Source organism: Actinophytocola gossypii, assembly GCF_025165815.1.
Lineage (GTDB): Bacteria > Actinomycetota > Actinomycetes > Mycobacteriales > Pseudonocardiaceae > Actinophytocola > Actinophytocola gossypii.
The window spans coordinates 490043-513601 of record NZ_JAFFZE010000012.1 but is presented as its reverse complement, the minus strand read 5'-3'; the positions used below and the strand labels follow the sequence as shown (position 1 = coordinate 513601).

The window sequence follows — 23559 nt, the reverse complement described above, 5'->3', positions numbered from 1 at the left end:
ATGACCGCCGACGCGTCGTGGGTTGGCAGGCTCTTCGTAACGTGGATGCCGGCACGCTGATGCCGCAGGTGAGGCCGGGAAGGCTGCGTTCCAGGAGATGATGCGTGACCGATACCGGTGGAATCGGCGTCTTCCTCGGTCTGGACGTCGGCAAAGGTGAGCACCACGCCACCGCTGTCACTCCGGCTGGGAAGAAGGCATTCGATAAGCGAATGCCCAACACCGAACCGAAGCTGCGGGAGGTGTTCACCAAGCTTCAGGCCAGGCACGGCACCGTGTTGGTCGTGGTCGATCAGCCGGCCTCCATCGGCGCCTTGCCCATTGCCGTCGCTCGCGACACCGGCTGTCGCGTCGCTTATCTGCCCGGCCTGACAATGCGACGCATCGCCGACCTCTATCCCGGGGAGGCCAAGACCGACGCCCGCGACGCGTTCATCATCGCCGACGCGGCCCGCACCATGCCGCACACGCTGCGCGATCTCGCTCCTGATGACGAGACCGTCGCCGAATTGCAGATGCTCGTCGGGTTCGACGACGACCTCGCTCAAGAATCCACCCGGATCACCAACCGGCTGCGTGGCCTGCTCACCCAGATCCACCCGTCGCTGGAACGAGTCTTGGGACCCCGCCTGGACCACCCGGCCGGCCGCGCGGCGCTGGAACGCTTCGGCTCCCCTGCACAGATCAGCAAGGCGGGACGTCGCCAGCTGCTACTCCTGCTGCAGCCCAAGGCACCACGTATGGCCCTACGCCTGGTCGACGACATCTTCGCCGCCCTCGACGAACAGACGGTGACAGTGCCCGGCACCGACGCCGCCACACTGATCATCCCCAGCCTCGCCAGCTCTCTGAGCGCGGTTCATGACCAGCGAAGACTTCTCGCCACACGCATCGAGGAACTGCTGGAGGCCCACCCTCTTGCCAAGGTCCTGACCTCACTGCCCGGCATCGGGGTCAGGACCGCAGCCCGCATCCTCATCGATGTCGGTGACGCCAGCGGATTCCCCACCGCAGGACACCTCGCCGCCTACTCCGGGCTCGCGCCCGCCACCCGCTCATCGGGCTCCTCCATCCGCGGTGAACATCCCTCCCAACGCGGCAACAAGCAGCTCAAACGCGCCTTCTACCTTTCCGCGTTCGCGTCACTACGAGAACCCGCCTCTCGGACCTACTACAAGCGCAAACGCGCCGAAGGCAAACACCACGTCGCCGCCATCACCTGCCTGGCCAGACGCCGGATCGACGTGCTCTACGCCATGCTCCGCGACCGCACCCTCTACCAGGCCCAACCCCTTCCACCGGCTTGACGAATCACATAGGGGCACCTTTTCGCCCGCACGTGCGAGGCACCCACGCAGGCCCGGGACCAGTCGATCCGACCGGCGGCGTTCAGCTCGGCCAGCAACGCCTGGTGGAGCTGGTCGAACACCCCGGCCTCGGTCCAGTCCCGTAGCCGCCGCCAGCAGGTCATCCCGGAACCGAACCCGAGCTCCTGAGGTAGGTCCTCCCACCCGATCCCGGTGTAGAGCACGAACAGGATCCCTTGCAGCACCTGCCGATCCGGCAACGGCTTCGGTCCCGTCCGGCTCGCCGGCCGAGCCGGCAGCAGCGGCTCGATCCGAGACCACAACTCGTCCGACACGACCCAGGGCGCAGCCACCACAAGATCATCTCAAACCAAGATCATCAATGTGTTAGGGGCTCTTAGACCAACCGCGCCAGAGTATCCGGAGCGCGTGGTCAATAGCGGGGTGTTGGACGACGATCCGGAAACACGTAGAACCCGTCTAAAGCCTTACCTGATCGATGCTGCTGGCACGAACAGAAAAGACGATGACTACGGTCAGATTCGTGCCGCCTTCTGCCACGAGTTCCCCGACGACCCGCTCTGTATCCCTTATGAACCCCCGTCGGGAAGTGGTGTGGAACATTTCCTGCTCGATCTATGTGGAATCGTTCTAGACTATTGCGATGCAGCCAACGCTGGTCTGTATCTGAACGAGGGAGACTACGTTAACGCGGCCATATCTGGTGCCGCCACGCCGCCGGTGCTGGGAGTGTTCGCCACTATAGGAAAATGGATCGGCAAAGCTGGCAAAGCGTGCAGCTTCACGGGCGACACACACGTTCTAATGGCTGATGGCAGCACCAAGCCGATCAAAGACGTCGAGGTTGGCGACCAAGTCCAGGCCACCGACCCCGAAACCGGTAAGAGTGGAGCCCGCACCGTCACCGCTGTGTGGCACCACCTCGACACCGTCCTCGACTTGGTCACCGAAGACGGTGCTACCGTCACCACCACCGAAGACCACCCCTACTGGAACGCCACCGACCACCAATGGCAACAAGCCCAACACCTCGACCCCGGCGACCACCTCCTCACCGCCGATGGCACTACCGTCCGAGTGGGAGGTCTACGGCTCGCCACCACCCGCAGCGAAGCCACTTACAATCTTACTGTCAGTGACATCCACACCTACTATGTAGTTGCGGATGAAGAACTTTTGCTTGTTCATAACTCATGTCCGCCAATTTTAGACAGCACTTTTCAGTTCCCGGGCGCGGGTAGGGGTGGTAAGAATGTTAAGAACTTTGTTGGCCCCCCCGAATTCGATCGTGCGGGGTGCGAGCGCCAATGAGAAGCGAATATTTGTAACAAACGAAAAAGGTCAAGTGGTACTTGATATCACCCCGGGAAGAGTTAAGACGGTCATACCGGGACGCGGGTTCAAAAAGCAGAGCAAGGTAACGCCGAATGCTGATCAGCTCGGCTGGATAAAGCATCTTTGGGGCGATAGCTGATGGAAGACGAGGACGATGTCTATACTGCCAGTATCGACGAGCTAATTAGCAATTTTCGATCGGCACTGATTGCTCTTGTGCCAGTCGCTGAGCGCGCCAGAATGGTCTGGGCGGATGCAATGGAGCAGCATTACGAATGGGAGAAATTGCAGCAGGCCGTATTTAATGCTTTTGTTGCGCAACCCATTGCGATGGATCGGGGGCGGGATGACGCACAGCTACCGTTATCGACCTATGATATTGATGTTGCGGACTACTCACCTATGAGTTGGATATCGTGCCAGTCATCTTTGGAAGAAGATTTAGCACTTGTGCGTCTCGTTACACATGAGCACCCCTTCGATATAGTTCAGGCAGCAAAGGTGGACTCAGAAAATTTTCAGCGTAGCTCGGTGGTCGAGATTCCTTACGAACGTTCGAGTTTCTGTTACATACGTCGTATGCGAGATGGAAAAGCAGTTCGCATATCCAACATCGAGGCCGTGGAGTAAGGGCCCCTTACGTAGGTCATCTTGATTTGCGCCGATCTAATTGATAAGGCGCGAAGCGCCATGGCGAGCATGAACGCCAGCGAGTGGGGAATGCACAAGAATCGCGCATCAGAGATGCATTTTTTGATGAAGGCATTAGAGCGTGCGTGATGAGCGACTTAGGTCGACCACTAACGAGATCGAGGCGGCTCTTGGCAAGAACTACATTGATGATGTGCGGCCCAAGAGTTGGATGCGGCGCGATTACGGACTGATCGAGTTTTATTTCAATTTTTCGGAGGAAGATTGGATCTGTTTCGGATTCTCGGTCCAACTTCACCGTCTCTCGCATGATACCGCGCTGGTACCTCCGCTGCTTGTCGATCGCTATGGACAATTTCGACCAATAGTGAATCTAAGGCAATTGGGTCATCTGAACGCCCATTATGCTTCGCTGAAAGCTAGTACTGGGAAATCTTTTCTCCGATTTTGGTTCTTTTAATGTAGAAAGTAAATGCGTATCCGTCACAGCAGTCAGGGAGCAAGATATTTCTGAGCCGAGTTTGTTTCGTGGGTTTGGAAACGTCTGGTCAATCGATGTAAAGTCCTCATGTTCCAGACGAGGTGGAGCACATTGAGTATTGGCTATTGATTGAATCCGCCTGCAGCACTTTCTGCGCTGTCGGGACTCGCGGCGATCCGCAGGTGCCAGGACACCCCGCCGGGCCGAAGGTCCGGCGAGATGGACACTGTGAGTGATTCCCACTGATGTTGTCAAGCTGCGGTGCGGCGGGGTGGGGTCGATATCGCGTGCTATCGCGCAGCATGGCCTAGAGGACGTTGAGTCGTCGGCGCGCGAGCGCCATGACGGCCTGGGGGTGTCGTTTCCCCTCGTCTCGCTTGCGGTCGTAGTAGGCATTTTGCCGAAGTTTACGGAGCGTACCGGCTGTGCCGCGTCGTGCCACGCACTGTTCGACGGCCTGCTCCGCAAACGCCAGGTGCAGGCACCCGCGGTGGGCGGCGGCCGCCTGCTGACCGACATCCGCTACGACTCCCACGGCTGCGTCCACAAGGAAACCCAGCCGTACTACAACAACGCGCCGATAGACACTGATCTCTGGGTCGCCTCCGACATTGAAATCCCCGGGCTGACCCGCACCGAGTACGACGGCGCCGACCGTGTCGTAGCCCAGGTCTTCCAGGACGGCGCGGTCGACAAGTGGCGCACCACCACCATCACCAACGCCCGCGGCCACACCACCGAACTACGCCAATACCAAGCAGACACCCCCACTGGGGACTACGACGCACCCGCTACACCCATACAACCTCACCATTCGTGACATACACACGTACTATGTGCTGGCGGGCGAGACGCCGGTTCTCGTTCACAACTCCGGTGTGGGATGCAAGGAAGTTGTCCTGCATAGCTTCGGCAGCTGCGAACAAGCCCGGAACAAGGCGCTCGATCTGCTAGGTGAGATCGATTCAGCTACTCGGCAGCCGTACGTCGGACGCCGCGAATCGTCGCCGACGACCTACGGCAAGGTAGTCGGATTCACCACTCGGGTAAACGGTGAATTCAAGAGGTTTAGGATGGGCTATGATCAGGTGAAGGGCCCTCATATCAACGTGGACACTTCGAATAGTGGGCTGAATAGAAATGAAAAGCGCTTTCTTGGCAGCAAACGACGATGAGATTTTTGCCAAGGTTCGACAATTTCTGATTGATGAGGGAGGTGAAGCGTCCCTAGATCTCACAGGACCTAACGCCGTTGTTCAGATATTGGACGACGACGGTCGTATGTTCACAGTGTTCGCGAACGAAGATGGCGTCTTAGATATTGATGATGACGAGCTGGCTGTCGCGAGTGAGAAGGCCTCCCTGCCGCAAGGCCTGGCCGATATGGCCACGTGCTACGTCGAGTGCCGATGGGCGGATCTATTCGCGCGTACGGTGCGAAGGCTGGAGGAGGCACTCGCCGAACCGATCTGGGTGATCGATAGTGACGGCGTGGTTTGGCCGGCCGCCAGCGTAGATCCAACCAGAGTAATGCTGTAGGAGGGGCAATTGAATGGCAGACGTCCTGCAGCACTCTCCTCGGTCAGTTCGTCCCCGGCTTCCGCAAATACGTCTGGGTCAGTCCTTCTGTACTGGGTGCTACATCCAGTGGAGCCTAGGTTCGCCAAATGCACTTTGGTGACGCCCCCTACTGGAAGGTGTCGAACGGCCCTCGGAACGGTAAGGTTCCCCCAATGACCCAAGTCTCAGGTGCCTACCTAGCGCGGTTCATGAGGTCAACGGCTCTTCTGGCCCTTCCATCGGAAACCCAGGCGACCTGTGCTCGCCATGCTAAAACTTCCGAACCGACCAAACTCTCCAGTTCCGAGACGCATACTGCGCCGAATATACTGACGATGACATATGCTCAGACCTTCCCGTCTCAGTACGCGGCGCAACCCTCGGCGAACTTGCCGCCATTGGAAGTCTATTCTTCCCCTGGGCGCGTGTGGCTCGTGGTATCGGGACGCTTAGAGCTCCTAACGCATTGTGTTGGGGAGTCTGCGCCAGCAGATGATGCTGGTGGCGAGGGTGAGGAAGCCGTGGTGGATGTCGGTGCGGCGTTCCCAGCGTTCGGCGAGGCGGCGGAACTGGGGAGCAGGGCGAGGGTCTGTTCGACGACTCTCATCGGACGGGTTGGTTGTTGTCTCTGGTGCCGCGCCGGCTGATCAGTGGTCGGATTCCGCGCTGGCGTAACAGGGTGCGGTATTTGTCGTGGTCGTAGCCGCGCGGTCGGCCACGATCACGTCGGGCTTGCGACGCGGTCGGCCTCGGCGGCCGCGGACCGGCGGTAGGGCGTCCAGGAGTGGAACCAGTTGGGTGATGTCGTTGCGGTTGCCGCCGGTCAGCGTCACCGCGAGCGGGATCCCGCCGCCATTTGCAGATCAGGTGGTGTTTGGAGCCGGTCTTGCCTCGGTCGACCGGGCTCGGGCCGGTCGCGGCACCCCCTTGTTCGCCCGCACGTGGGAGGCGTCCACGCACGCGCGTGACCAGTCGATCCGGCCCGCTGCGTTCAGCTCCGCGAGCAGCGCCTGGTGGAGCTGGTCGAACACCCCAGCGGTCTGCCAGTCCCGCAGCCGGCGCCAGCAGGTCATTCCGGAGCCGAACCCGAGTTCCTGAGGGAGATCCTCCCAGCCGATGCCGGTGTAGAGCACGAACAGGATCCCTTGCAGCACCTGCCGATCCGGCAACGGCTTCGGCCCGGTCCGACTCACCGGCCGAACCGGCAGTAACGGCTCGATCCGAGACCACAACTCGTCCGACACAATCCAGGGCGCAGCCACCACAAGATCATCCCAAACCAAGATTCCCAATGTGTTAGGGGCTCTACGTGAGGGTGTGACGGCGACCACACTCTTGGGGTGAGGCGGGCAACTATTCCAGGACTGCCCGGCCGCCGTTGGTGCCATTGGAAATGTTTTCGACGTGGGTGAGGTCGGGCAGGGGGAGTGGTGTGGCCGTGGAGAAGCCGACGTTCGTGCCGGGGAGTTCGCGGTGCGTGTTGGAGCCCCAGCCGTGGACCTGTCCGGTGGAGTCCAGTGCGATGACGGCGTCGCCGAGGCCGGCGAGGTCGACGATGTCGCTGAGGCCGGGTACCTGCCTGGGCGTCGTGGCCGCGCAGTCCGGTAGCACCTGGCAGGCGTTCTCGATGCCGAGTACTCCCCAGCCACCCTGACCCCAGGCCCACACCGTGCCGTCGGACTTCGCGGCGAAGCCGTTCCCAAGGTCGCCGGAGATGGCGACGACGTCGGTGAGGCCGGAGACCTGGACCGGGCTGGGCACCATCGTGCCGGTGCTGCCGTTGCCCATCTCGCCGTTGAGGTTGTAGCCCCACGCGAGCACGGTGCCGTTTCCGCGCAGGGCGTAGGTCTGGTCTCCGCTTGTGGCGACCGCGGTGATGTCCGTGACGTCGGGTACGGGTGCCGGCTGGGGCTGGGGCAGGTTGTTGACCACGCCGCGTCCGAGTTGGCCGTGGGAGTTGGCTCCCCAGGCCCACACCGATCCGTCGGCGCGGACGGCGTAGGCGGTGCCATTCGCGGCCGCGATCGCGGTGACGTCGTTCAGCCCGGGCACCCGGACCGGTACGGCCGAGGCGGTCGAGCCGGTGCGGCCGAGGAGGCCGTTGTCGTTGGTGCCCCAGGCCCACACCGTGCCGTCGGAGCGCAGCGCGAGGTTCGCCCGTTCGGCGCTTGCCACCGCGACGCCGTCGGCCAGGCCGGTGACGCGCAACGGAATCGTGGAGTCGCCGCCGCGCCAGCCGGTGCCGAGCTGGCCGTCGGAGTTGCCGCCCCACGTCCATACCGTGCCGTCGTCGCGGACCGCCGCATGGTCGGCGATGGCGATGACGCCGTCGAGCCCGGTCGGGGACGCGGGTCGGGTCACGTGGTCGGTGGTGGTGCCGGTGCCGGTGGTGCCGCGGTTGTGACCCCAGACCACGGCGCAGTCGGTCGTACAGTCCGTCGGCGGCACCCAGAAGTAGCCGGTGAGATCGGCGATCGTGTGCGTCGCTCCATTGTGGTTGTAGACGAACGTGCGTGTCCACGGTGGGTTCGACTCGACTCGTGCCACGGTCAGGTTAGACGTGATCTGTCCACGTGCGACCTCGACGCTCGAGGTGCTCGGGAGGCTGCCGATGCGCGACTGGTACACGGTGAGGTAGGTGTCGGCCGTGGGTGCGACACCGGTGAGGTTGAGTACGGCCGACACGGCGGTGCCGGGCAGCGGGTTGCCGGGCAGCATGTGTGTGTACGAGCGGGCAGGAATCGCCTGGGGTGTGGACAGTCCCGTGCCGAGGGCGTTGCGGGTGTCGAACACCCGGGTCGGGGTGACCGGGGCGAAGACCGCGCCGAACTCCGGGGTGTAGAAGCCGACCAGGTCGGCGAAGGTGTCGATGGTGCCGGCGTTGTTGTAGAGGCTCACGCCGCGGTCCGCGCCAAGGGGCACTGTCACCAGGTTTGCGCTCGTCCGGCCGGCGGCCAGGTTGAGTGCCGAGACACCGGGGCGTGGCGCGTCGGTGGGCCACGCGGTGACGTAGGTGTTCGCGGTCGCGCGGGTGCCGGTCACGTTGAGCACCACCGCGACCGCCGATGACGGCACGAACGGCGCCAGGTCCAGGTCGCCTGTCCCACGGGCCGGCAGGCGGATGGCGGCGACCCGTTCGGCGTCCCGGCCGGTGTACCGGGCGCCCGCGCCGGTGGAGTAGTAGCCGCTGAGGTCGGCGAGTAGATGGGTGCTGCCGGCGTTGTTGTAGAGGGAGACCGTACGGCTGGTGCCGAGCGCCACGGTCACCATGTTGGGGCGGGTCTCGCCGGGGGCCAGGTTGAGGTTCGAGACATCGGGGCGGGGCGTGCCGGCGGGCCAGGCGGTGATGTAGGTCGAGGCCGTGGGCGCCACCGCGGTCACGTTGAGGACCACGGCCGTCGCGGTCGCGGGGAGCCGTTCGGAGAGGTCGACGGTCAACGACCCGCGGGGTCCGACCGGCGTCGTGGTGGGGCTCCCGACGGCGTGCCGAGTATCGAGCACGCGCACCGGTGTCGTCGCGGTGTACGTCGCGGCCATGGGCTCCTCGGGCTGCGCGACAGCCGGAGAGCTAGCGGACACCGTGAGGCCACCTGCGGCGAGCGTGGTGACCAGGACAGCAGACAGCAGAGACCGCACGCGTACCCCAGATACGTCAGGCCCCGACACCGATGATCACAGCGAGACTATCGCAAACGCTCACCGGCGTCGACGAACTCAACGCGAACCGGCTGGACCGATCGACCACGTTCTCACCGACGACGGCCTGCCGGCGGCCGAGCCACGCCGGCGCGGCCCTGAACGTAATCCTTGGGATTGATGAGCGTCGGGCATCCGCTGCCAGCACCCGCATCGAGCGAACGAACGGCTACGACCTGCTGGGAGCCGACCGGCGCCGGCGCTGCCACGAGACTGTCAGAGCATGCCCAGCCGAGCCGGGTACACGCCGGCCTGGAAGCGGCTGTGCGCCGACATGTCGCTCATCGTCGTCGCGACGTCCTTGCGGACCGTGCGGACGCTGACGCCGAGCTTCCGTGCCACGGCCTCGTCGGTCAGGCTCTCGGCCAGCAGCCGCAGGATCGTCTCGCTGCGTGGTGTCGGCAGGCTCGCGACCGCCGAGGGCACCGGTGTCGCTCGCTCCCAGAGCAGGTCGGTGAACTCGTTCAGCGAACGCACCGCCGAGCGTGGTGGTTCAGCGAGCCCTGTGGGCGGAGGCGAACGGGTGTCGAGGTGGTCGCGGTCGATGAGACTCGGTCGGCGATGATGAGTACCGTGTCGTCGTCATCGATCCAGGACGTTCCGGTCGCAGAGTTGCCGATCCGACTTGGCCAGTTCCTCAAGCTGGGTGGCCTCGCCGAGGACGGGGCGCATGCTCGTGAGCTCATCGAGACTGGCCAGGTGCGGGTGAACGGGCAGGTGGAGTTCCGTAGGGGAGCGCAGCTGCACTCTGGCGACGTGGTCGCGGTCGTCGGACGGCGAGCTCGTCCGGTGACGTGAGTTGGGTCAGATCCCCTCCTGCGGGCCCTCGTGGATGCAGCGAAGGATCGGGCGGCCGCTCGTGGGCGGCGTCGGGCCGGACGGGCGGCATGCGGTCGGCCTGGGACAAGGCTTTCGACTGGAGGATAAGGAGAATATCGGGAGAGTTCGGTGTCCTGATAATGGTGAAAACTGGTTTCTTCGTTTTCCGCAGGTCTAGAAATTGCGATAGCTCCGCTGGGGCTCCGCGCGCTTTGGCTGTTTCCCTGATCATGCCTGAACGCCATGTCGATCGCGTCCGGGCTGCTGACGGGCAGATACCCGCTGTTGAGTAGTGCTTGGGAGCGGACTGTGGGAGCAGGTTGGGAGCCGGATAGCGCATCGACCGGCCGTGTACTGCGCTCTGCTGCTCCGAACGGACGTACGCCGACCTGCGGGAGTCGTGTCTCTGCAGGTCAGCGTACTTGTTGATCTACGTTGACACGGTAGGGGTCACTGGTTCAATCCCAGTATCGCCCACCCTGAATATGCGCAGGTCAGACGGCCCGCTGGTGATCATCACCGGTGGGCTGTTTGGCGTCTGTGGGAGCATTTTGGGAGCAGTTGATCTTGACCACACTTGTTGTTTGGTAGTGGTCACCCCGATTCGTGCTCCCATGTTGCTCCCACCGCGTCTGGAGTGCGGTGAGCATGTGGTGGATCATCGTGGGGGTGACGTGGGAGTAGACGCCGCGGATGCCGTCGAGTCGGTGGCCGAGTCGTTGGTGTTGGAGGACTTCGGGCACACGGTCTTCGATGAGCCAGGTTTTGTGGGTGTGGCGGAGGTCGTGGAAGTGCAGTCCGGGTGCGAGGGGTGTCCGGCCGCGCGCCTGGTTGCCGTTGACGGCGGGTAGCCAGACTCGTCTGCGGAAGTTGGAGCGTCGGGCAGGTGCGAGTCGTAACTTGGCCCATGTCCCCGCACCCACGCCCCGACGATGACTGGCGTCCGCGATCGGTGCCCGGATTCGCGAACTGCCGGGGCGACCCCGATGTACTTGACCGGCAGGTTCACGTTGTTCTCCACCCCGTACAGCTCGGTGGTCGTGATGCCGCCGCAGTCCTTTGTGGTGCACACCCTCGACGCCGTAGTTCACGAGCTCGTACTCGGTTGTGCCGAACGGTGCACTGAGGTAGTCGCCGATGCGCAGCATCCTGAGCCGGTCCTGGTCAGTCTTCCGGAAGGTGACGTAGCCGAACTTGCCGTAGCTGCTCCACGGAGTCGGGTCGGGCCCGTACGGCAGGCCGAGGTCGAGTTCGAACTGTCCGCGAGGTGTTCGCGAGGGCGGGCGACCTCACCTGATCACGGCCACCGCATCCTGGTCCACCGTCGGCGCTGGCACGGCATGCCGGCCGGGGAGGAACGCCGCGATCGCCAGCGCGGCCAGTGCTGCGGTGCTGCCGATGGCCATGATCAGGCGGAAACCGTCCTGCGACGGCACCTCGACCGGTCCCAGCGATACCGTCAGGTTCGCGAGGAGCACGCCGGCCACCGCGCTCGACATCGACGTGCCGATCGCACGCATCAGTGTGTTGAGGCTGTTCGCCGCCGCGGTCTCGGACACCGGCACCGCGCTCATGATCAACGCGGGCATCGATCCGTACGCTAGGCCGATTCCGCCGCCGATCAACGCGGACACCAGCACCAGCTGCCACACCGCCGACATCAGCACGACGCCGAGCCCGTACCCGGCGGCGACCACGACCGCACCGCACATCAGCGTCACCTTCGGCCCACGCAGGCGGGAGATCCTGGCGGAGACCGGTGCGGTCGCCATCATCACCAGCCCGGACGGCACCAGCACGAGACCTGTCACCAGCATGCTCTGCCCGAGGCCGTATCCGGTGGCGGTCGGCAGCTGCAGCAGCTGTGGCAGCACCAGTGACTGCGCGAACATGGCGAACGCGAACACGACCGACGCGAGGTTGGTGAGCAGCACCGGCCGGCGGGCGGTGGTGCGAAGGTCCACGAGCGGCTCACGCGTGCGCAGCTCGAACCAGCTCCACACCAGCAGCACGACCACGGCCACCGCGAACAGCCCCAGTGTGAGCCCGTCATTCCAGCCCCAGTCCGCGCCCTTCGAGATCGCCAGCAGCAGGCACACGAGCGCGACCGACAGGCCGGCGGCGCCGACCAGGTCGAACCGGCCGCCGGTCCGCACATTCGACTCCGGCACGAACGCCAGCACCAGCGCGGTGACGACGACGCCGAGGGCCGCGGAGGTCCAGAACAGCACGTGCCAGTCCAGGTTCTCCGCCAGCACGGCGGCCGACGGCAGGCCAAGCGCACCGCCGACCCCCAGCGACGTGCTCATCAGCGCGGTCGCGGAACCGAGCCGCTCGGCGGGCAGCTCGTCGCGCATGATGCTGATGCCGAGCGGGATCACGCCCGCCGCCAACCCCTGCAGTGCACGGCCGGCGACCATCGGCACGACGGTGTTCGACAGCGCGGCCACGACCGAGCCGGTGACCAGCAGCACCAGGCTGATCAGCAGCATCCGCCGCTTGCCGTACATGTCGCCGAGGCGCCCGACGACCGGCGTCGCGACCGCGCTGGCCAGCAGCGTCGCCGTGACCACCCACGCGGTGTCAGCCGGGTCGGCGTCCAGCAGGCCGGGTAGCTCGGGGATCAGCGGGATCACGAGGGTCTGCATCAGCGAGACCACGATGCCGCCCGCCGCCAACACCACCACGACGAGATTCGGCCGCGGCGGCGCGGCGGAGAGTTCACTCATGCCCACACCGTAAGTCAATCAGTTGACTTATTTCAAAGTTGTGGGCAGGCTGTGAGCGACGGACACACGCCGCGTCGAAGGAGCAGCCGGTGACCCAGGAACTGTTGCGGTACCCGATCCCGAGCGAGGCCGCGCTGGAGCCGCCCGCCGAGTGGGCGCGGTTGCGCGAGCAGTGCCCGGTCGCCCGGGTCGTGCTGCCGAGCGGTGACGAGGCCGCGCTGGTCACCCGGTACGCCGACGTGCGCGCCGTGCTGTCCGACCAGCGGTTCACGCGGCCGGTCGGGCAGGGCGCGCGGGTCGCCGACGTCGAGTCGGGCGGGGTGTTCAACAGCGACATGGCGACGGTGCTGCCGCAGTCGGGCGAAGGGCACCTGCGGTGGCGGCGGATGATCGGCAAGTGGTTCACCGCCAAGCGGATGACCGCGCTGCGGCCCGCCATCGAGGCGATGGCCGAGGAGCTGGTCGACGAGATGGTGAAGCACGGCGCGCCCGCGGACCTCAAGGCAGGCCTGGGTTTCCCGCTGCCGGTGTGGGTCATCTGCGACCTGCTCGGCGTCCCGGACACCGACCGCGACCGGTTCGCCCGCTGGTCGGACATGCTGCTGTCGATGACCCGGTTCTCCCAGGACGACATGACCGCGGCCCAGGCCGAGTTCGGCGCGTACATGGCCGACCACATCGCGGCCAAGCGCGCGGCACCCGGCGACGACCTGCTCAGCGCGCTCATCGGGGAGACGGACGCGGACGGCAACCCGCTGTCCGACCGGATCCTGGTCGCCACCGGCATCGGCCTGCTCGTCGCGGGGCACGAGACGACGGCCAACATGATCGCCAAGATGGTCGCGATGCTGCTCGCCGACCGCGGCCGCTGGGAGGCGCTGCTCGCGGACGGGTCGCTGGTGCGCACCGCGGTCGAGGAAGCGCTGCGGATGGACGCGAACGCCGGGTTCGGCATGCTGCGGTACTTCACCGAGGACGTCGAGATCGCCGGGACGGTCCTGCCCGCGGGCACTACCGCCGTGTGCAGCATGGCCGCGGCCAACCGCGATGAGGGCACGTTCGAGCACGCGTCCGAGATGGACCTGCGGCGCAGTCCCAACCCGCACCTCGCGTTCGGCGCCGGCGCGCACGCCTGCATCGGTCAGCCGCTCGCCCGCACCGAGCTGCAGGCGGTGCTCGACGTGCTGCTCCGCAAGCTGCCCTCGCTGGCACTGGCGGTACCCGTGGATGATCTACGGCGAGTCGAGGGGCTCGTCGTCGGCGGGCTCCGGGAATTACCAGTGCGGTGGTGATGGCGTTGATGAACAAGGCGGCGGGCAAGGCGGCGCGGGCGCACGCGACGCGAGAGGCGATCCTGACGGTGGCGGAGCGGATGTTCGCCGAGCACGGTGTGTTCGCGGTGTCCAACCGGCAGGTCAGCGAGGCGGCCGGGCAGGGTAACAACACGGCCGTCGGCTACCACTTCGGCACGAAGGCCGACCTGGTGCGGGCGATCGCGCGACGGCACTCGGCGCCGATCGAGGAGCTCCGGCAGCGCAGGGTTGCCAAGATCGCCGACAGCACCGACGTGCGGGACTGGCTGTCCTGCCTGGTGCGGCCGGTCGCCGACCACCTCGACGCGGTGGGCAGCCCCACCTGGTTCGCCCGCTTCGGCGCGCAGGTCATGACCGACCCCGCGCTGCGGCCGATCATGGTCGAGGAGTCGCAGTCGTCGCCGTCGCTGGTGCGGATCGTCGACGGGTTGCGCCGCTGCCTGCCGGATCTGCCCGCCGAGATCCGCGCCGAGCGGAACGACATGGCGCGGCAGTTGCTGGTGCACGTCATGGCCGAGCGTGAACGGGCGCTGGCCGAGGGGACGCCGACGCCGAGGGCCTCGTGGCGCGAGGCGGCGGACGGGTTGATCGACGCGCTCGTCGGGCTGTGGCTGGCGCCGATCACGAATCGACAGGGAGAAGGAGAACGGGAACCGTGAACGTGAGCGTGGACCAGGACAAGTGCTGTGGTGCGGGCACGTGCGTGCTGCTCGCACCGGACGTGTTCGACCAGCGCGACGAGGACGGCATCGTGGTGCTGCTCGACGAGCGGCCACCCGGGGACCTGCACGAGACGGTGCGCGAGGCCGCGAGCGTCTGCCCGGGCGTCGCGATCACGGTCGGCTCGTGACCGCACCCGGCCACGTGCTGGTCGTGGGTGCCTCGGCCGCCGGGCTCGCCACCGCGGAAACGTTGCGCCGCAAGGGCCACACCGGCAGGCTGACCGTGCTGGGTGCCGAGCCGCACCTGCCCTACGACCGGCCACCACTGTCCAAACAGGTCCTCTCGGGAGCGTGGGAGCCCGCCAGGGCCCGGCTCCGCCCACCCGCTCATCTGTCCACTCTGGAAGTCGAGTTCGTGCTCGGCGACCCGGCCGTCGGGCTCGACGTCACCGCCCGTGCGGTGGCGACCGCGTCCGGCCGCGTGGTTGCCGCCGACGCCGTGGTGCTCGCCACCGGCTTGCGACCCCGCACCCTGCCGGGCCAGGAAACCCTTGCCGGGGTGCACGTCCTACGCACCCTCGACGACTCGCTCGCGCTGCGGGCCGACCTGCTCGCCCGTCCCCGCGTGGTCGTGGTGGGCGACGGGGTGCTCGGCGCCGAGATCGCCGCCACCGCGCGGACCATGGGCTGCGCGGTCACCATGGCAGGCCCGCAACCCGCGCCGCTCGCCCTGCAGCTGGGACCCTTCGCTGCGGACCTGCTCGCCGGGCTCCACACGGCGAACGGCGTCGAGCTGCGGCTCGGTGCCGCGGTGACCGGGCTGGCGGGGGAGCGCGGCACGGTCACCGGAGTCCGGATCGAGACCGGCGACGTGCTGCCCGCCGACGTCGTCGTGGTCGCTTTCGGTGCTGTCCCGGCCACGGAGTGGCTGGCGGACAGCGGGCTGACGTGCGACAACGGCGTCGTGTGCGACAGCAGGTGCCGCGCGGCGGACGGCGTGTACGCCGCGGGTGACGTGGCCCGCTGGCACCACGAGGGGCTGGACACGTCGCTGCGCCTGGAGAACCGGACCAACGCGACCGAACAGGCCGTGCGCGTCGCCGACAACGTCCTCGGTGCCGACCGGCCGTACACCCCCGTGCCGTACTTCTGGACCGACCAGTTCGACGTGAAGCTCCACGTGCACGGGACCACGGCACCGGACGCGGACGTGGTGGACGGCGATCCCTCGGCGGGCCGGTTCGTCCTGACCTACCGCCGGGACGGCGTGGTGACCGGTGTCCTCGGCTGGAACATGCCCAAACAGGCCCGGCTGCGCAGGCAGGAGTTTCTCGGTACCGCTCTCGTGGGAGGGAAGCCATGACCATCGAAACAGCGGAGTACCCGGCGCCGCGCGCCGACAGGTGCCCGTTCGACCCGCCGCCCGCCATGCAGGAGCTGCGCGAGCGGACACCGCTGGCGCGGGTGCGGCTGTGGGACGGCAGCACGCCGTGGCTCGTGACCCGCTTCGCCGACCAGAAGGCGCTGCTGAGCGACCCCAGGGTCAGCGCGGACGTCACCCGGCCCGGCTACCCGTCCCCGGCGCCGGTGCGGGGTGGGTCCATCAGCTTCATCCTCATGGACGACCCCGAGCACGCGCGACTGCGCCGGATGGTCACCGCGCCGTTTGCCATCAAGAAGGTGGCGGCCATGCAGCCCGGCGTGCAGAAGATCGTCGATGACCTCATCGACGAGATGCTCGCCGGCCCGAACCCGGTCGACTTGGTCGAAGCGTTCGCGCTGCCGGTGCCGTCCCTGGTGATCTGTCAGCTGCTGGGGGTGCCGTACGCGGATCACGACTTCTTCCAGAAGAACAGCAAGGTCATCATCAACCGGAACGCGACACCCGAGGACCGTGAACAGGCGCTCGGCAGGTTGTTCGCCTACCTGGACGGGTTGATCGGCGAGAAGATCGCTTCTCCCGGCGACGACCTGTTGTCCGGTCTGACGTCGCGGATCGCCGCCGGCGAGCTGACTCGCGCGGACGCGGCCCAGATGGGGGTGCTGATGCTGATCGCGGGGCACGAGACGACCGCGAACATGATCGCGCTCGGCACGGCCACGTTGCTGGAGCACCCGGACCAGCTGGCACTGCTGCGGGACGCCGACGAGACGCTCGTCGCGTCGGCGGTCGAGGAGTTGTTGCGGTACCTGCACATCACGCACAACGGGCGCCGGCGCGTCGCGCTCGAGGACATCGAGATCGCCGACGAGGTGATCCGCGCGGGGGAGGGCATCATCCTCGCCAACGACATCGCCAACCGTGACCCGGCCGCGTTCACCGACCCCGACCGGCTCGATCTGCGTCGTTCCGCCCGGCACCACGTGGCGTTCGGGTTCGGGGTGCACCAGTGCCTGGGGCAGCCGTTGGCGCGGATGGAGCTGCAGGTCGTGTACGGCACTTTGTACCGGCGGATCCCGACGTTGCGCCTCGCGACCACGATCGACGAGATTCCGTTCAAGCATGACGGGTCCGTGTATGGGGTTTACGAGCTACCGGTTACCTGGTGATGGCTGTCCGTGAGGTTCCCCCCGAGGGGCCTCGCCGGACGGCAGGTCTCTGGGATGGCAGGAGTCCCCTTGTTCGGGGCTGTCAGTGATCAAATGGAGATCAAATGGAGATCGCCCTGGTGGCGGGCTCCAGTGATCGTTGATCCAGGGTGGCCCGCAGGTGTGGGGTACCAGGACATCAGTTCGGCCCGTTCGGCCGCGGTGATGGCGCCCGCCGCGCCCAACTAGGCCAGAAGATGAAAGGCATCGCCCGCGTCTACGACCACGTGACCCCGCTCATGCGCCAGCAGATCCTCGACGCACTCGAAACCCGCTGGCTCGGATCCCTGGCCATCTAAATCAACTCGTGGGGACTGCTCAGCGCGCACTTCGAGCAGGTCGGCGTCAAGGACAGCGGCTACGGCCCCCTATGCGTTCCAGTTCCTCAAGGTGTAGCCGAGGTAGAAACAGGCGCGTCCCGAGCCGTTGCTGCTGATCGGCGCGAGCATGGGCGGCACGGCCAACCGACCACGCCGGTCGCCTGACCAGTACGGTTCGACGGTGGCTACTGAGGGAAGCACGAAGGCCGTTGTCACCGCGATGTTCGCCAACCTGGGGATCGCGGTGACCAAGTTCGTCGCGTTCCTGCTGACCGCGTCCTCGTCGATGCTCGCGGAGTCGGTGCACTCGGTCGCCGACACCAGCAACCAGGCGCTGCTGCTGCTGGGGAGTAAACGCGCGAAGCGGGCGGCGACCCCGGAGCACCCGTTCGGTTACGGGCGCGAACGATATGTCTACGCGTTCATCGTGTCGATCGTGTTGTTCAGTGTCGGTGGCCTGTTCGCACTGTACGAGGCGTGGCACAAGTGGAGCGACCCGCACCCGATCGACTCGTGGGCGTGGGTGCCGATCGTGGTCCTGCTGGTGGCCATGGCGATGGAGGGCTACGCCCTGCGCACCGCCGTCATCGAATCGAACAGGATTCGTGGGCGCCGGTCCTGGGCGCGGTTCGTCCGTACCGCCAAGGCACCGGAACTGCCGGTGATCCTGCTCGAGGACTTGGGCGCGCTGCTCGGCCTGACCTTCGCCCTGTTCGGCGTGTCGATGACCCTGCTCACCGGCCAGGGCCGGTGGGACGCCGCCGGCACCGCGATGATCGGCCTGCTGCTCGTCGTCATCGCCGCGATCCTCGCCGTGGAGATGAAGTCGCTGCTCGTGGGTGAGAGCGCCAGCCGCGAGCACCAAACCGCGATCGCCGCGGCGCTGCCCGGCGACGGAGTGGACTCGATCATCCACATGCGTACGCTGCACCTGGGCCCCGACGAGCTGCTGGTCGCCGTGAAGATCGCCGTGCCGGCGACCTTCACGGCCGGAGAGATCGCGCAGGCCATCGACGCCGCCGAACACCGGGTTCGCGCCGCCGTGCCGATCGCCCGCCTCATCTACCTCGAACCCGACCTGCGCCGCCCCGACACGCACCGAGCCGACACCGCCACGACCGAGAACGTCGAGACGCCACCCGAACCCGGCTGACCGGCACATCCCGCCGTCAGCTCGTCAGGGACTGGGGCATAGGTACTGGCGCACCACTGCCAGTATCCGCGCCGACTTGTCCGGATCGAACCCCTCGGGATGATCGGGCGAGATGAACCGCCGCTGCACCAAGCCGACCAGCTTGGCCTGATCATCGGGCCACTCTGCCACGCTGGAGCACTGATCTCGGCCTCGGCTCACGGCCTTGTCCGGCTTGCCGTGCACGATGTCCGGGTCGATCGCCTCGAGATCGGCCACATACGCCACAGCCGTCGCCTCGTCGGGCTTCGCCGGCACTCCCAGCACCCCAGGCTGGGCGCTGGATGGTGTGGTCGGCGCGCTGTCCGACGTGGTGCCCTGCTCGCCAGTGCTGCCGCAGCCGGCAAGCAGCACGAGCACGCCGAACACGACAGCTGCGATGTGTCTGGTCACGCCAGCAGCATCGTCGCGGGGCCGCCGAGCGCTACTTCCCGCGGGAACCGTCCGTGCTGCGCACTTACCGCGGTCGCGAAACACTGGACATCCATGAACCAGACTGAGTGCGGCGACTCGCGTACCGTCCGGCGCGACGGTGGCTGGCCTGCATGAGTTCGATACTGACTGGGCCGTGGCCGGTGGGCTGGTCTGTCGTGGTCTTCGCCGTGGCCGGTGTGCTCACGGTGGTGTGCAGTGTTCGGCTGGTCGGTCTTGGGGACACGCTGGCGGATCGGACCGGCTGGGGCGAGGCGTTCTTCGGCGCGGTGTTCTTCGGCCTGGCCACGTCACTGTCCGGCATCGTGATGACCGGGGTCAGCGCGGCGGCCGGGCAACCCGAGTTGGCCTACAGCAACGCCGTGGGCGGGATCGCGGTGCAGACGCTGGCGATCGTGGCCGCCGACGCCGCCTACCGGCGCGTCAACCTCGAACACGCCGCCGCCTCGGAGCAGAACCTCCTGTTCGGGTGCCTGCTGATCGTGCTGCTCGCCACCGCGTTGCTCGGCTCGTTCAGCCCGCCGGTCACCGTCGTCGGTGTCCATCCGGTCTCCCTGGTCATGGTGGGGCTCTACGTCGGTGGGCTCAGACTCATCCGCGACCAGCCCCAGCCGATGTGGCGGGCGGTCACCACCCGCGAGTCCCGACCGGACCAGCCCGCCCAGCACGACCCGTTCGACACTCGCACGAACACCTCGCTGTGGGCCGAGTTCGCGGGCATCGCCGCGGTGGTCGTCGTGGGCGGCTGGGCGGTCGCCCGCGCCGCCGAAAGCCTCGTCGCGGCCACCGGCCTGAGCGCCGGTTTCGTCGGTGGGGTGTTCATGGGCCTGATCAACGCCCTGCCGGAGACCGTCACCGCGATCGCCGCGGTCCGCCGAGGAGCCCTCACCCTCGCCATCGCCGCCGTGATCGGCGGGAACAGCCTCGACGCACTCAACCTCGTCGTCGGCGACGCGGCCTTCCGCGGTGGGTCACTGTTCCACGCCGCGGGAGGCGACCAGCTGTTCCTCACGACCGCCGCACTGCTGATGACCGCCGTCCTGCTCGGTGGGCTGCTGGTCCGGCAACGCCGCGGCTGGTGGCGCCTCGGCTTCGATGGGGTCCTGCTGACCGCCATCTACGCCGGTACCGTCGCCACGCTCGCTCTCTGACCCGCGGCATCTCTGCGGCACCGTGATCTCGCACCTGCTCGCCTACAGGCTCTCGCGATGTTGTTGAACCAACCGGGCGAGGGCTCCGCGGCCCGGGGGCGGCCAGTGGCCCGGTGACCGCGAGGATGAGGACGTAGGTGGCGGCGAGCGGCCCTGCCCGGCGACGGCGTGGACTCGATCGTCCACCTGCGCCTGGGCCCCGCCGAGCTACTGGTCGCCGCTCAAATCGCCGTGCCACTGACCTCCGCCGCCGACATCGCGCGGGCCATCGACGCCGCCGATCCACCACTGATGGCCCACGCGGTCGCTGGTCGGTCGGGCGCCGAGTTCGGCCAGGCGCGTGACCACGCGTCCGGCGCGTCGCCCCAGATGCCGTGGAGGAACCCGAGGTAGACCACTGTCCGGGAGGATGATCTCGCGGGCGTCCACTACGCGGGCCGCCGCGATCAGGTCCGCGGCCGGCAGGGCGTGGCCGAGATCGAAGACCCCGTTGTCGACAATGATCTCCGCACCCCGCTGTGCCTCGCGGTGGAAAAACGCGCGATAGGCAGCGTCGGTCAGAACACGCTGGGCCGCCACGTGGTGGACGCTGGCGGGCTCCTGCGCGACGAAGGCGTCCAAGTAGTCGGGCGGGGCGATCGCGAAGAAGGCGATGCTCTTGGCCATCAGGCGACCCTCCACCTGTCCGTGGCGAGGGCGAGCATCAGTCGGCGCCGACTCCGGCATTGGCGAGGCCGTCGCGGTCACCCTGGCCAGCGGTGCAATCGAAGCCGACATCACCTGTCACCAGGCCGGACAGGGCGCCGAACACCGCCCAGCAAGCCCACGACCCATCCACCGACGGCGGCATTTGCGGTTGAAGGTGCGGTGCCGCCATCCGGCCCGCACGCGTTCGGCAGCCGCTGACCGGAGCAGCGCGATCTTCCGTGTCCGTGCCCACCCCCCAGCGCCAGCTCCTGGACAGCACCGCGCGTCCGCTCGGGTGAGGATCCGCCACCGTTGGTGACGGGCTGTGGTCGGCTCAACCGGGTTCGACGGTCAGCGCGACGGCCGCTCGACTCCGCCCGGGGAACGAGCCTCGTCGGCAACCGCAGGTCGCCAATGGCCGCCGCGGCCGGGAACGCTTCGGTCGGGTTCAGCCGGCGCGGGGTGGGTAGGCCCAGGTGCACGGGGTGTCCGCAGCTGAGGAGGTGGCCCATGCCATTGGACGTGGTGCACGAGTTCACCGGCGCGATGCCGACCGGGGTGAGTGTCTCACGCACCGGCCGGGTCTTCGTGAACTTCCCGAAGTGGGGTGACGAGGTGCCCGCCACGGTGGTGGAGCTGCGGGACGGTCGGGAGGTGCCGTTCCCGGACGAGGACTGGAACTCGCCGTCCTCGGACGCGGACAGCGGGGCGTTCGTGTCGGTGCAGAGCATCGTGGTCGATCCGGCGGACCGGTTGTGGGTGCTGGACACCGGCAGTCCGATTTTCCAGCCCACCAAGCCGGGCGGCCCGAAACTGGTGTGCGTGGAGCTGGCCACCGACGGGGTCGGTCAGGTCATCACGTTTCCGCCGCAGGTGGCATTGGAGACGACCTACCTCAACGACGTGCGGTTCGACCTGCGCCGCGGTGCGGCAGGCGTCGCCTACATCACCGACTCGTCGGACCAGGGACCGAACGGGATCATCGTGGTCGACCTGGCGTCGGGGGAGTCGTGGCGGCGGCTGCACGACCACCCGTCCACCAAGGCCGAGCCCCTCACGGCGTTCCGGCCGGTCGTGGAGGGCCAACCGTTCCTCGAACGTCCCGCCGACGGCGAGCCCAAGCCGGTCGCGATGGGCGCGGACGGCATCGCCATCTCCGCGGACGGTGCCCGGCTGTACTACTGCCCGCTGGCCTCCCGCCGCTGGTACAGCGTCCCGACCGATGCCCTGCTGGACCGCTCCCTGCCCGACGACCAGGTGGGGGAGCGGGTGATGGACGAGGGCGACAAGGGCGGGGGAGCCGACGGGTTGGAGACCGACGACGCCGGCCGGCTGTACTTGACCAACTACGAGCACAACGCCGTGCTGCGCAGACTGCCCGACGGCACGTTCGAGACCGTCGCCCACGACCGGCAACTGCTCTGGCCGGACACGCTGTCGGTCGCCGACGGCTACCTCTACGTGACCGCCAACCAGCTGCACCGGCAAGCGACGTACCAGGGCGGCAGGGACCTGCGCGACAAGCCGTACCACCTGTTCCGCGTGCCCATCGACGCCGGACCCGTCCGGCTCCAGTGACCCGAGGCAACACCGACCGAGGAGAACCATGACCAGCACGACCATGCCGATGCTCGAGACCTACCCGGCGGAGATCAACCTGGACCGCGGGAAGCTCGCGGCCGCGATCGACGCCCTGATCGCCTGCGCCGAGGCGTGCACCGCCTGCGCGGACGCCTGCCTGAGTGAGGAGTCGGTCGTCGACCTGACCAAGTGCATCCGGACCAACCTGGACTGCGCCGACGTGTGCGCCACGACCGCGAGGGTGCTGTCCCGGCACACCGGCTACGACGCCAACATCAGCCGCGCCCTTCTGGACGCGTGCGCCATGGTCTGCAAGTCCTGCGGCGACGAGTGCGGATCGCACGCCGAGATGCACGAGCACTGCCGGATCTGCGCCGACGCCTGCCGGGCCTGCGAGCAGACCTGTCGCGACCTGCACTCCACCATCAGCTGAGAAGGGACAGACGCCCATGCCCGCGCATGCCGGTGAGAAGGCACAGAAGACCGGGGTGTTCCACTGCGCGAAGTGCAGCGAGAAGATCTCGGTGAAGGAAGGCGAGAAGATCCCCAAGTGCCCGAACGGCCACACCGAGTTCGACAGCCGCACCCAGGAACCCGGCAACAAGTGACCGCGGGAAGACGAGCAGCAGCGCAGCGACACGCTGAAGGAGTCCGAGGAGACGGCGAACCCACCGCTCCGGCAGTGACTCGACCTGAACCCGTCACGGCCGACCGACGCGCAAGGCCGGGGCTTCGCCGCACGCTGACTACGAGCACATACAGGTGCTGCTTTTCCTTCGCCCCGGAGATGACGATCGCGACGTGGGAGCGAGCAGCCACCCGACGTGTTCCGATCGGGCGGTGAAGGCGTTTGATCCGGTGGAGTAGATGCCGAGAGCGCCAATGTTTCCGGTCTCGTCGTCGGTATACAGCAGGAAGCCCATCATGCTGGCGATGCTGAGTGCGCAGGCGCACGGACGTGGCGCGCCCAACGCTCGGTCTAAAGCAGATCTGGAGCACGGATGCGGTCTGGACTGCGTTGAACGGCACTCGC

At 66.8% G+C, this 23559-nt stretch carries 21 protein-coding genes and 3 pseudogenes; 17 read left to right on the top strand and 7 right to left on the bottom strand.

Annotation, left to right across the window (positions count from 1 at the left end):
- The first annotated feature begins 104 nt into the window (after positions 1–104).
- Positions 105–1307 (top strand): IS110 family RNA-guided transposase, encoded by a 1203-nt coding sequence (locus JT362_RS16210; protein WP_260192030.1) that lies wholly within the window; start codon positions 105–107, stop codon positions 1305–1307.
- A gap of 23 nt (positions 1308–1330) precedes the next feature.
- Here the strand turns inward: JT362_RS16210 and JT362_RS16205 are convergent.
- Positions 1331–1660: pseudogene (locus JT362_RS16205) on the bottom strand (transposase); the annotation flags it as partial.
- 91 nt (positions 1661–1751) lie between these two features.
- Between JT362_RS16205 and JT362_RS16200 the strand changes: the two are divergent.
- From JT362_RS16200 to JT362_RS16185, 4 genes are all read left to right on the top strand, one after another.
- Positions 1752–2639: a polymorphic toxin-type HINT domain-containing protein gene (locus JT362_RS16200; RefSeq protein WP_260192029.1), complete on the top strand. Its 888-nt coding sequence runs from the start codon at positions 1752–1754 to the stop codon at positions 2637–2639.
- 162 nt (positions 2640–2801) lie between these two features.
- Positions 2802–3293, top strand: coding sequence for a hypothetical protein (locus JT362_RS16195; protein ID WP_260192028.1), 492 nt, complete (start codon positions 2802–2804; stop codon positions 3291–3293).
- A gap of 734 nt (positions 3294–4027) precedes the next feature.
- Positions 4028–4615, top strand: a complete 588-nt coding sequence (locus JT362_RS16190) for a hypothetical protein (protein WP_260192064.1) — start codon at positions 4028–4030, stop codon at positions 4613–4615.
- 335 nt (positions 4616–4950) lie between these two features.
- Positions 4951–5334: a hypothetical protein gene (locus JT362_RS16185; RefSeq protein ID WP_260192027.1), complete on the top strand. Its 384-nt coding sequence runs from the start codon at positions 4951–4953 to the stop codon at positions 5332–5334.
- Positions 5335–5813: 479 nt separating this feature from the next.
- Here the strand turns inward: JT362_RS16185 and JT362_RS16180 are convergent.
- The 3 genes and pseudogenes from JT362_RS16180 to JT362_RS16170 form a co-directional block, all read right to left on the bottom strand.
- Positions 5814–6617, bottom strand: a pseudogene (locus JT362_RS16180) (IS5 family transposase).
- A gap of 91 nt (positions 6618–6708) precedes the next feature.
- Positions 6709–8892, bottom strand: coding sequence for an RCC1 domain-containing protein (locus tag JT362_RS16175; protein WP_260192026.1), 2184 nt, complete (start codon positions 8890–8892; stop codon positions 6709–6711).
- A gap of 375 nt (positions 8893–9267) precedes the next feature.
- Positions 9268–9528: a response regulator transcription factor gene (locus tag JT362_RS16170; RefSeq protein WP_260192025.1), complete on the bottom strand. Its 261-nt coding sequence runs from the start codon at positions 9526–9528 to the stop codon at positions 9268–9270.
- Between the two features lie 87 nt (positions 9529–9615).
- On the opposite strand from JT362_RS16170, the gene JT362_RS16165 reads away from it, so the two are divergent.
- Complete coding sequence (locus tag JT362_RS16165) at positions 9616–9849, top strand: RNA-binding S4 domain-containing protein (RefSeq protein ID WP_260192061.1); 234 nt, start codon at positions 9616–9618, stop codon at positions 9847–9849.
- A gap of 1310 nt (positions 9850–11159) precedes the next feature.
- Here JT362_RS16165 and JT362_RS16160 read toward each other — a convergent pair.
- The gene (locus tag JT362_RS16160) at positions 11160–12599 is read right to left on the bottom strand and encodes an MFS transporter (RefSeq protein WP_260192024.1); all 1440 of its coding nucleotides are present in this window, start codon (positions 12597–12599) and stop codon (positions 11160–11162) included.
- Positions 12600–12688: 89 nt separating this feature from the next.
- Here JT362_RS16160 and JT362_RS16155 point away from each other — a divergent pair, with 89 nt between their 5' ends.
- From JT362_RS16155 to JT362_RS16130, 7 genes and pseudogenes are all read left to right on the top strand, one after another.
- The gene (locus tag JT362_RS16155) at positions 12689–13891 is read left to right on the top strand and encodes a cytochrome P450 (protein WP_260192023.1); all 1203 of its coding nucleotides are present in this window, start codon (positions 12689–12691) and stop codon (positions 13889–13891) included.
- An 8-nt stretch (positions 13892–13899) separates the two neighbouring features.
- Positions 13900–14571: a TetR/AcrR family transcriptional regulator gene (locus JT362_RS16150; RefSeq protein WP_260192022.1), complete on the top strand. Its 672-nt coding sequence runs from the start codon at positions 13900–13902 to the stop codon at positions 14569–14571.
- Positions 14568–14762 (top strand): ferredoxin, encoded by a 195-nt coding sequence (locus JT362_RS16145; protein WP_260192021.1) that lies wholly within the window; start codon positions 14568–14570, stop codon positions 14760–14762. The genes JT362_RS16150 and JT362_RS16145 overlap by 4 nt, the downstream gene beginning before the upstream one ends.
- The gene (locus tag JT362_RS16140) at positions 14759–15937 is read left to right on the top strand and encodes an NAD(P)/FAD-dependent oxidoreductase (RefSeq protein ID WP_260192020.1); all 1179 of its coding nucleotides are present in this window, start codon (positions 14759–14761) and stop codon (positions 15935–15937) included. Before JT362_RS16145 ends, JT362_RS16140 begins: the two co-directional genes overlap by 4 nt.
- A complete protein-coding gene (locus JT362_RS16135) occupies positions 15934–17124 on the top strand; it encodes a cytochrome P450 (protein ID WP_260192019.1) in 1191 nt (396 codons plus the stop codon). The genes JT362_RS16140 and JT362_RS16135 overlap by 4 nt, the downstream gene beginning before the upstream one ends.
- 209 nt (positions 17125–17333) lie before the next feature.
- Positions 17334–17462: pseudogene (locus JT362_RS35610) on the top strand (tyrosine-type recombinase/integrase); the annotation flags it as partial.
- A 202-nt stretch (positions 17463–17664) separates the two neighbouring features.
- Positions 17665–18636, top strand: coding sequence for a cation diffusion facilitator family transporter (locus JT362_RS16130; RefSeq protein ID WP_260192018.1), 972 nt, complete (start codon positions 17665–17667; stop codon positions 18634–18636).
- 24 nt (positions 18637–18660) lie between these two features.
- Here JT362_RS16130 and JT362_RS16125 read toward each other — a convergent pair whose 3' ends face one another.
- Positions 18661–19068: a hypothetical protein gene (locus JT362_RS16125; protein WP_260192017.1), complete on the bottom strand. Its 408-nt coding sequence runs from the start codon at positions 19066–19068 to the stop codon at positions 18661–18663.
- 152 nt (positions 19069–19220) lie between these two features.
- On the opposite strand from JT362_RS16125, the gene JT362_RS16120 reads away from it, so the two are divergent.
- Entirely contained in the window at positions 19221–20258 is a 1038-nt protein-coding gene (locus tag JT362_RS16120) for a sodium:calcium antiporter (protein ID WP_260192016.1), read from the top strand.
- A 207-nt stretch (positions 20259–20465) separates the two neighbouring features.
- Here the strand turns inward: JT362_RS16120 and JT362_RS16115 are convergent, their stop codons facing one another.
- The gene (locus JT362_RS16115) at positions 20466–20924 is read right to left on the bottom strand and encodes a hypothetical protein (protein ID WP_260192015.1); all 459 of its coding nucleotides are present in this window, start codon (positions 20922–20924) and stop codon (positions 20466–20468) included.
- A gap of 531 nt (positions 20925–21455) precedes the next feature.
- Here JT362_RS16115 and JT362_RS16110 point away from each other — a divergent pair.
- The 3 genes from JT362_RS16110 to JT362_RS16100 are packed head-to-tail and all read left to right on the top strand — an operon-like array spanning position 21456 to position 23134.
- Entirely contained in the window at positions 21456–22523 is a 1068-nt protein-coding gene (locus JT362_RS16110) for an L-dopachrome tautomerase-related protein (protein ID WP_260192014.1), read from the top strand.
- A gap of 28 nt (positions 22524–22551) precedes the next feature.
- Positions 22552–22959: a four-helix bundle copper-binding protein gene (locus tag JT362_RS16105; protein ID WP_260192013.1), complete on the top strand. Its 408-nt coding sequence runs from the start codon at positions 22552–22554 to the stop codon at positions 22957–22959.
- A gap of 16 nt (positions 22960–22975) precedes the next feature.
- Positions 22976–23134 carry a zinc ribbon-containing protein gene (locus JT362_RS16100; RefSeq protein ID WP_260192012.1) on the top strand — a complete coding sequence of 53 codons (159 nt, stop codon included), beginning with the start codon at positions 22976–22978 and terminating at the stop codon, positions 23132–23134.
- The last annotated feature ends 425 nt before the right edge of the window (positions 23135–23559 follow it).

Coding starts and splice junctions, on each gene's coding strand:
- JT362_RS16195 (WP_260192028.1), top strand. CDS start 2,802: ATGGAAGACGAGGACGATGTCTATACTGCCAGTATCGACGAGCTAATT.
- JT362_RS16175 (WP_260192026.1), bottom strand. CDS start 8,892: ATGGCCGCGACGTACACCGCGACGACACCGGTGCGCGTGCTCGATACT.
- JT362_RS16165 (WP_260192061.1), top strand. CDS start 9,616: ATGAGTACCGTGTCGTCGTCATCGATCCAGGACGTTCCGGTCGCAGAG.
- JT362_RS16160 (WP_260192024.1), bottom strand. CDS start 12,599: ATGAGTGAACTCTCCGCCGCGCCGCCGCGGCCGAATCTCGTCGTGGTG.
- JT362_RS16150 (WP_260192022.1), top strand. CDS start 13,900: ATGAACAAGGCGGCGGGCAAGGCGGCGCGGGCGCACGCGACGCGAGAG.
- JT362_RS16135 (WP_260192019.1), top strand. CDS start 15,934: ATGACCATCGAAACAGCGGAGTACCCGGCGCCGCGCGCCGACAGGTGC.
- JT362_RS16120 (WP_260192016.1), top strand. CDS start 19,221: ATGAGTTCGATACTGACTGGGCCGTGGCCGGTGGGCTGGTCTGTCGTG.
- JT362_RS16115 (WP_260192015.1), bottom strand. CDS start 20,924: ATGGCCAAGAGCATCGCCTTCTTCGCGATCGCCCCGCCCGACTACTTG.
- JT362_RS16110 (WP_260192014.1), top strand. CDS start 21,456: ATGCCATTGGACGTGGTGCACGAGTTCACCGGCGCGATGCCGACCGGG.
- JT362_RS16105 (WP_260192013.1), top strand. CDS start 22,552: ATGACCAGCACGACCATGCCGATGCTCGAGACCTACCCGGCGGAGATC.
- JT362_RS16100 (WP_260192012.1), top strand. CDS start 22,976: ATGCCCGCGCATGCCGGTGAGAAGGCACAGAAGACCGGGGTGTTCCAC.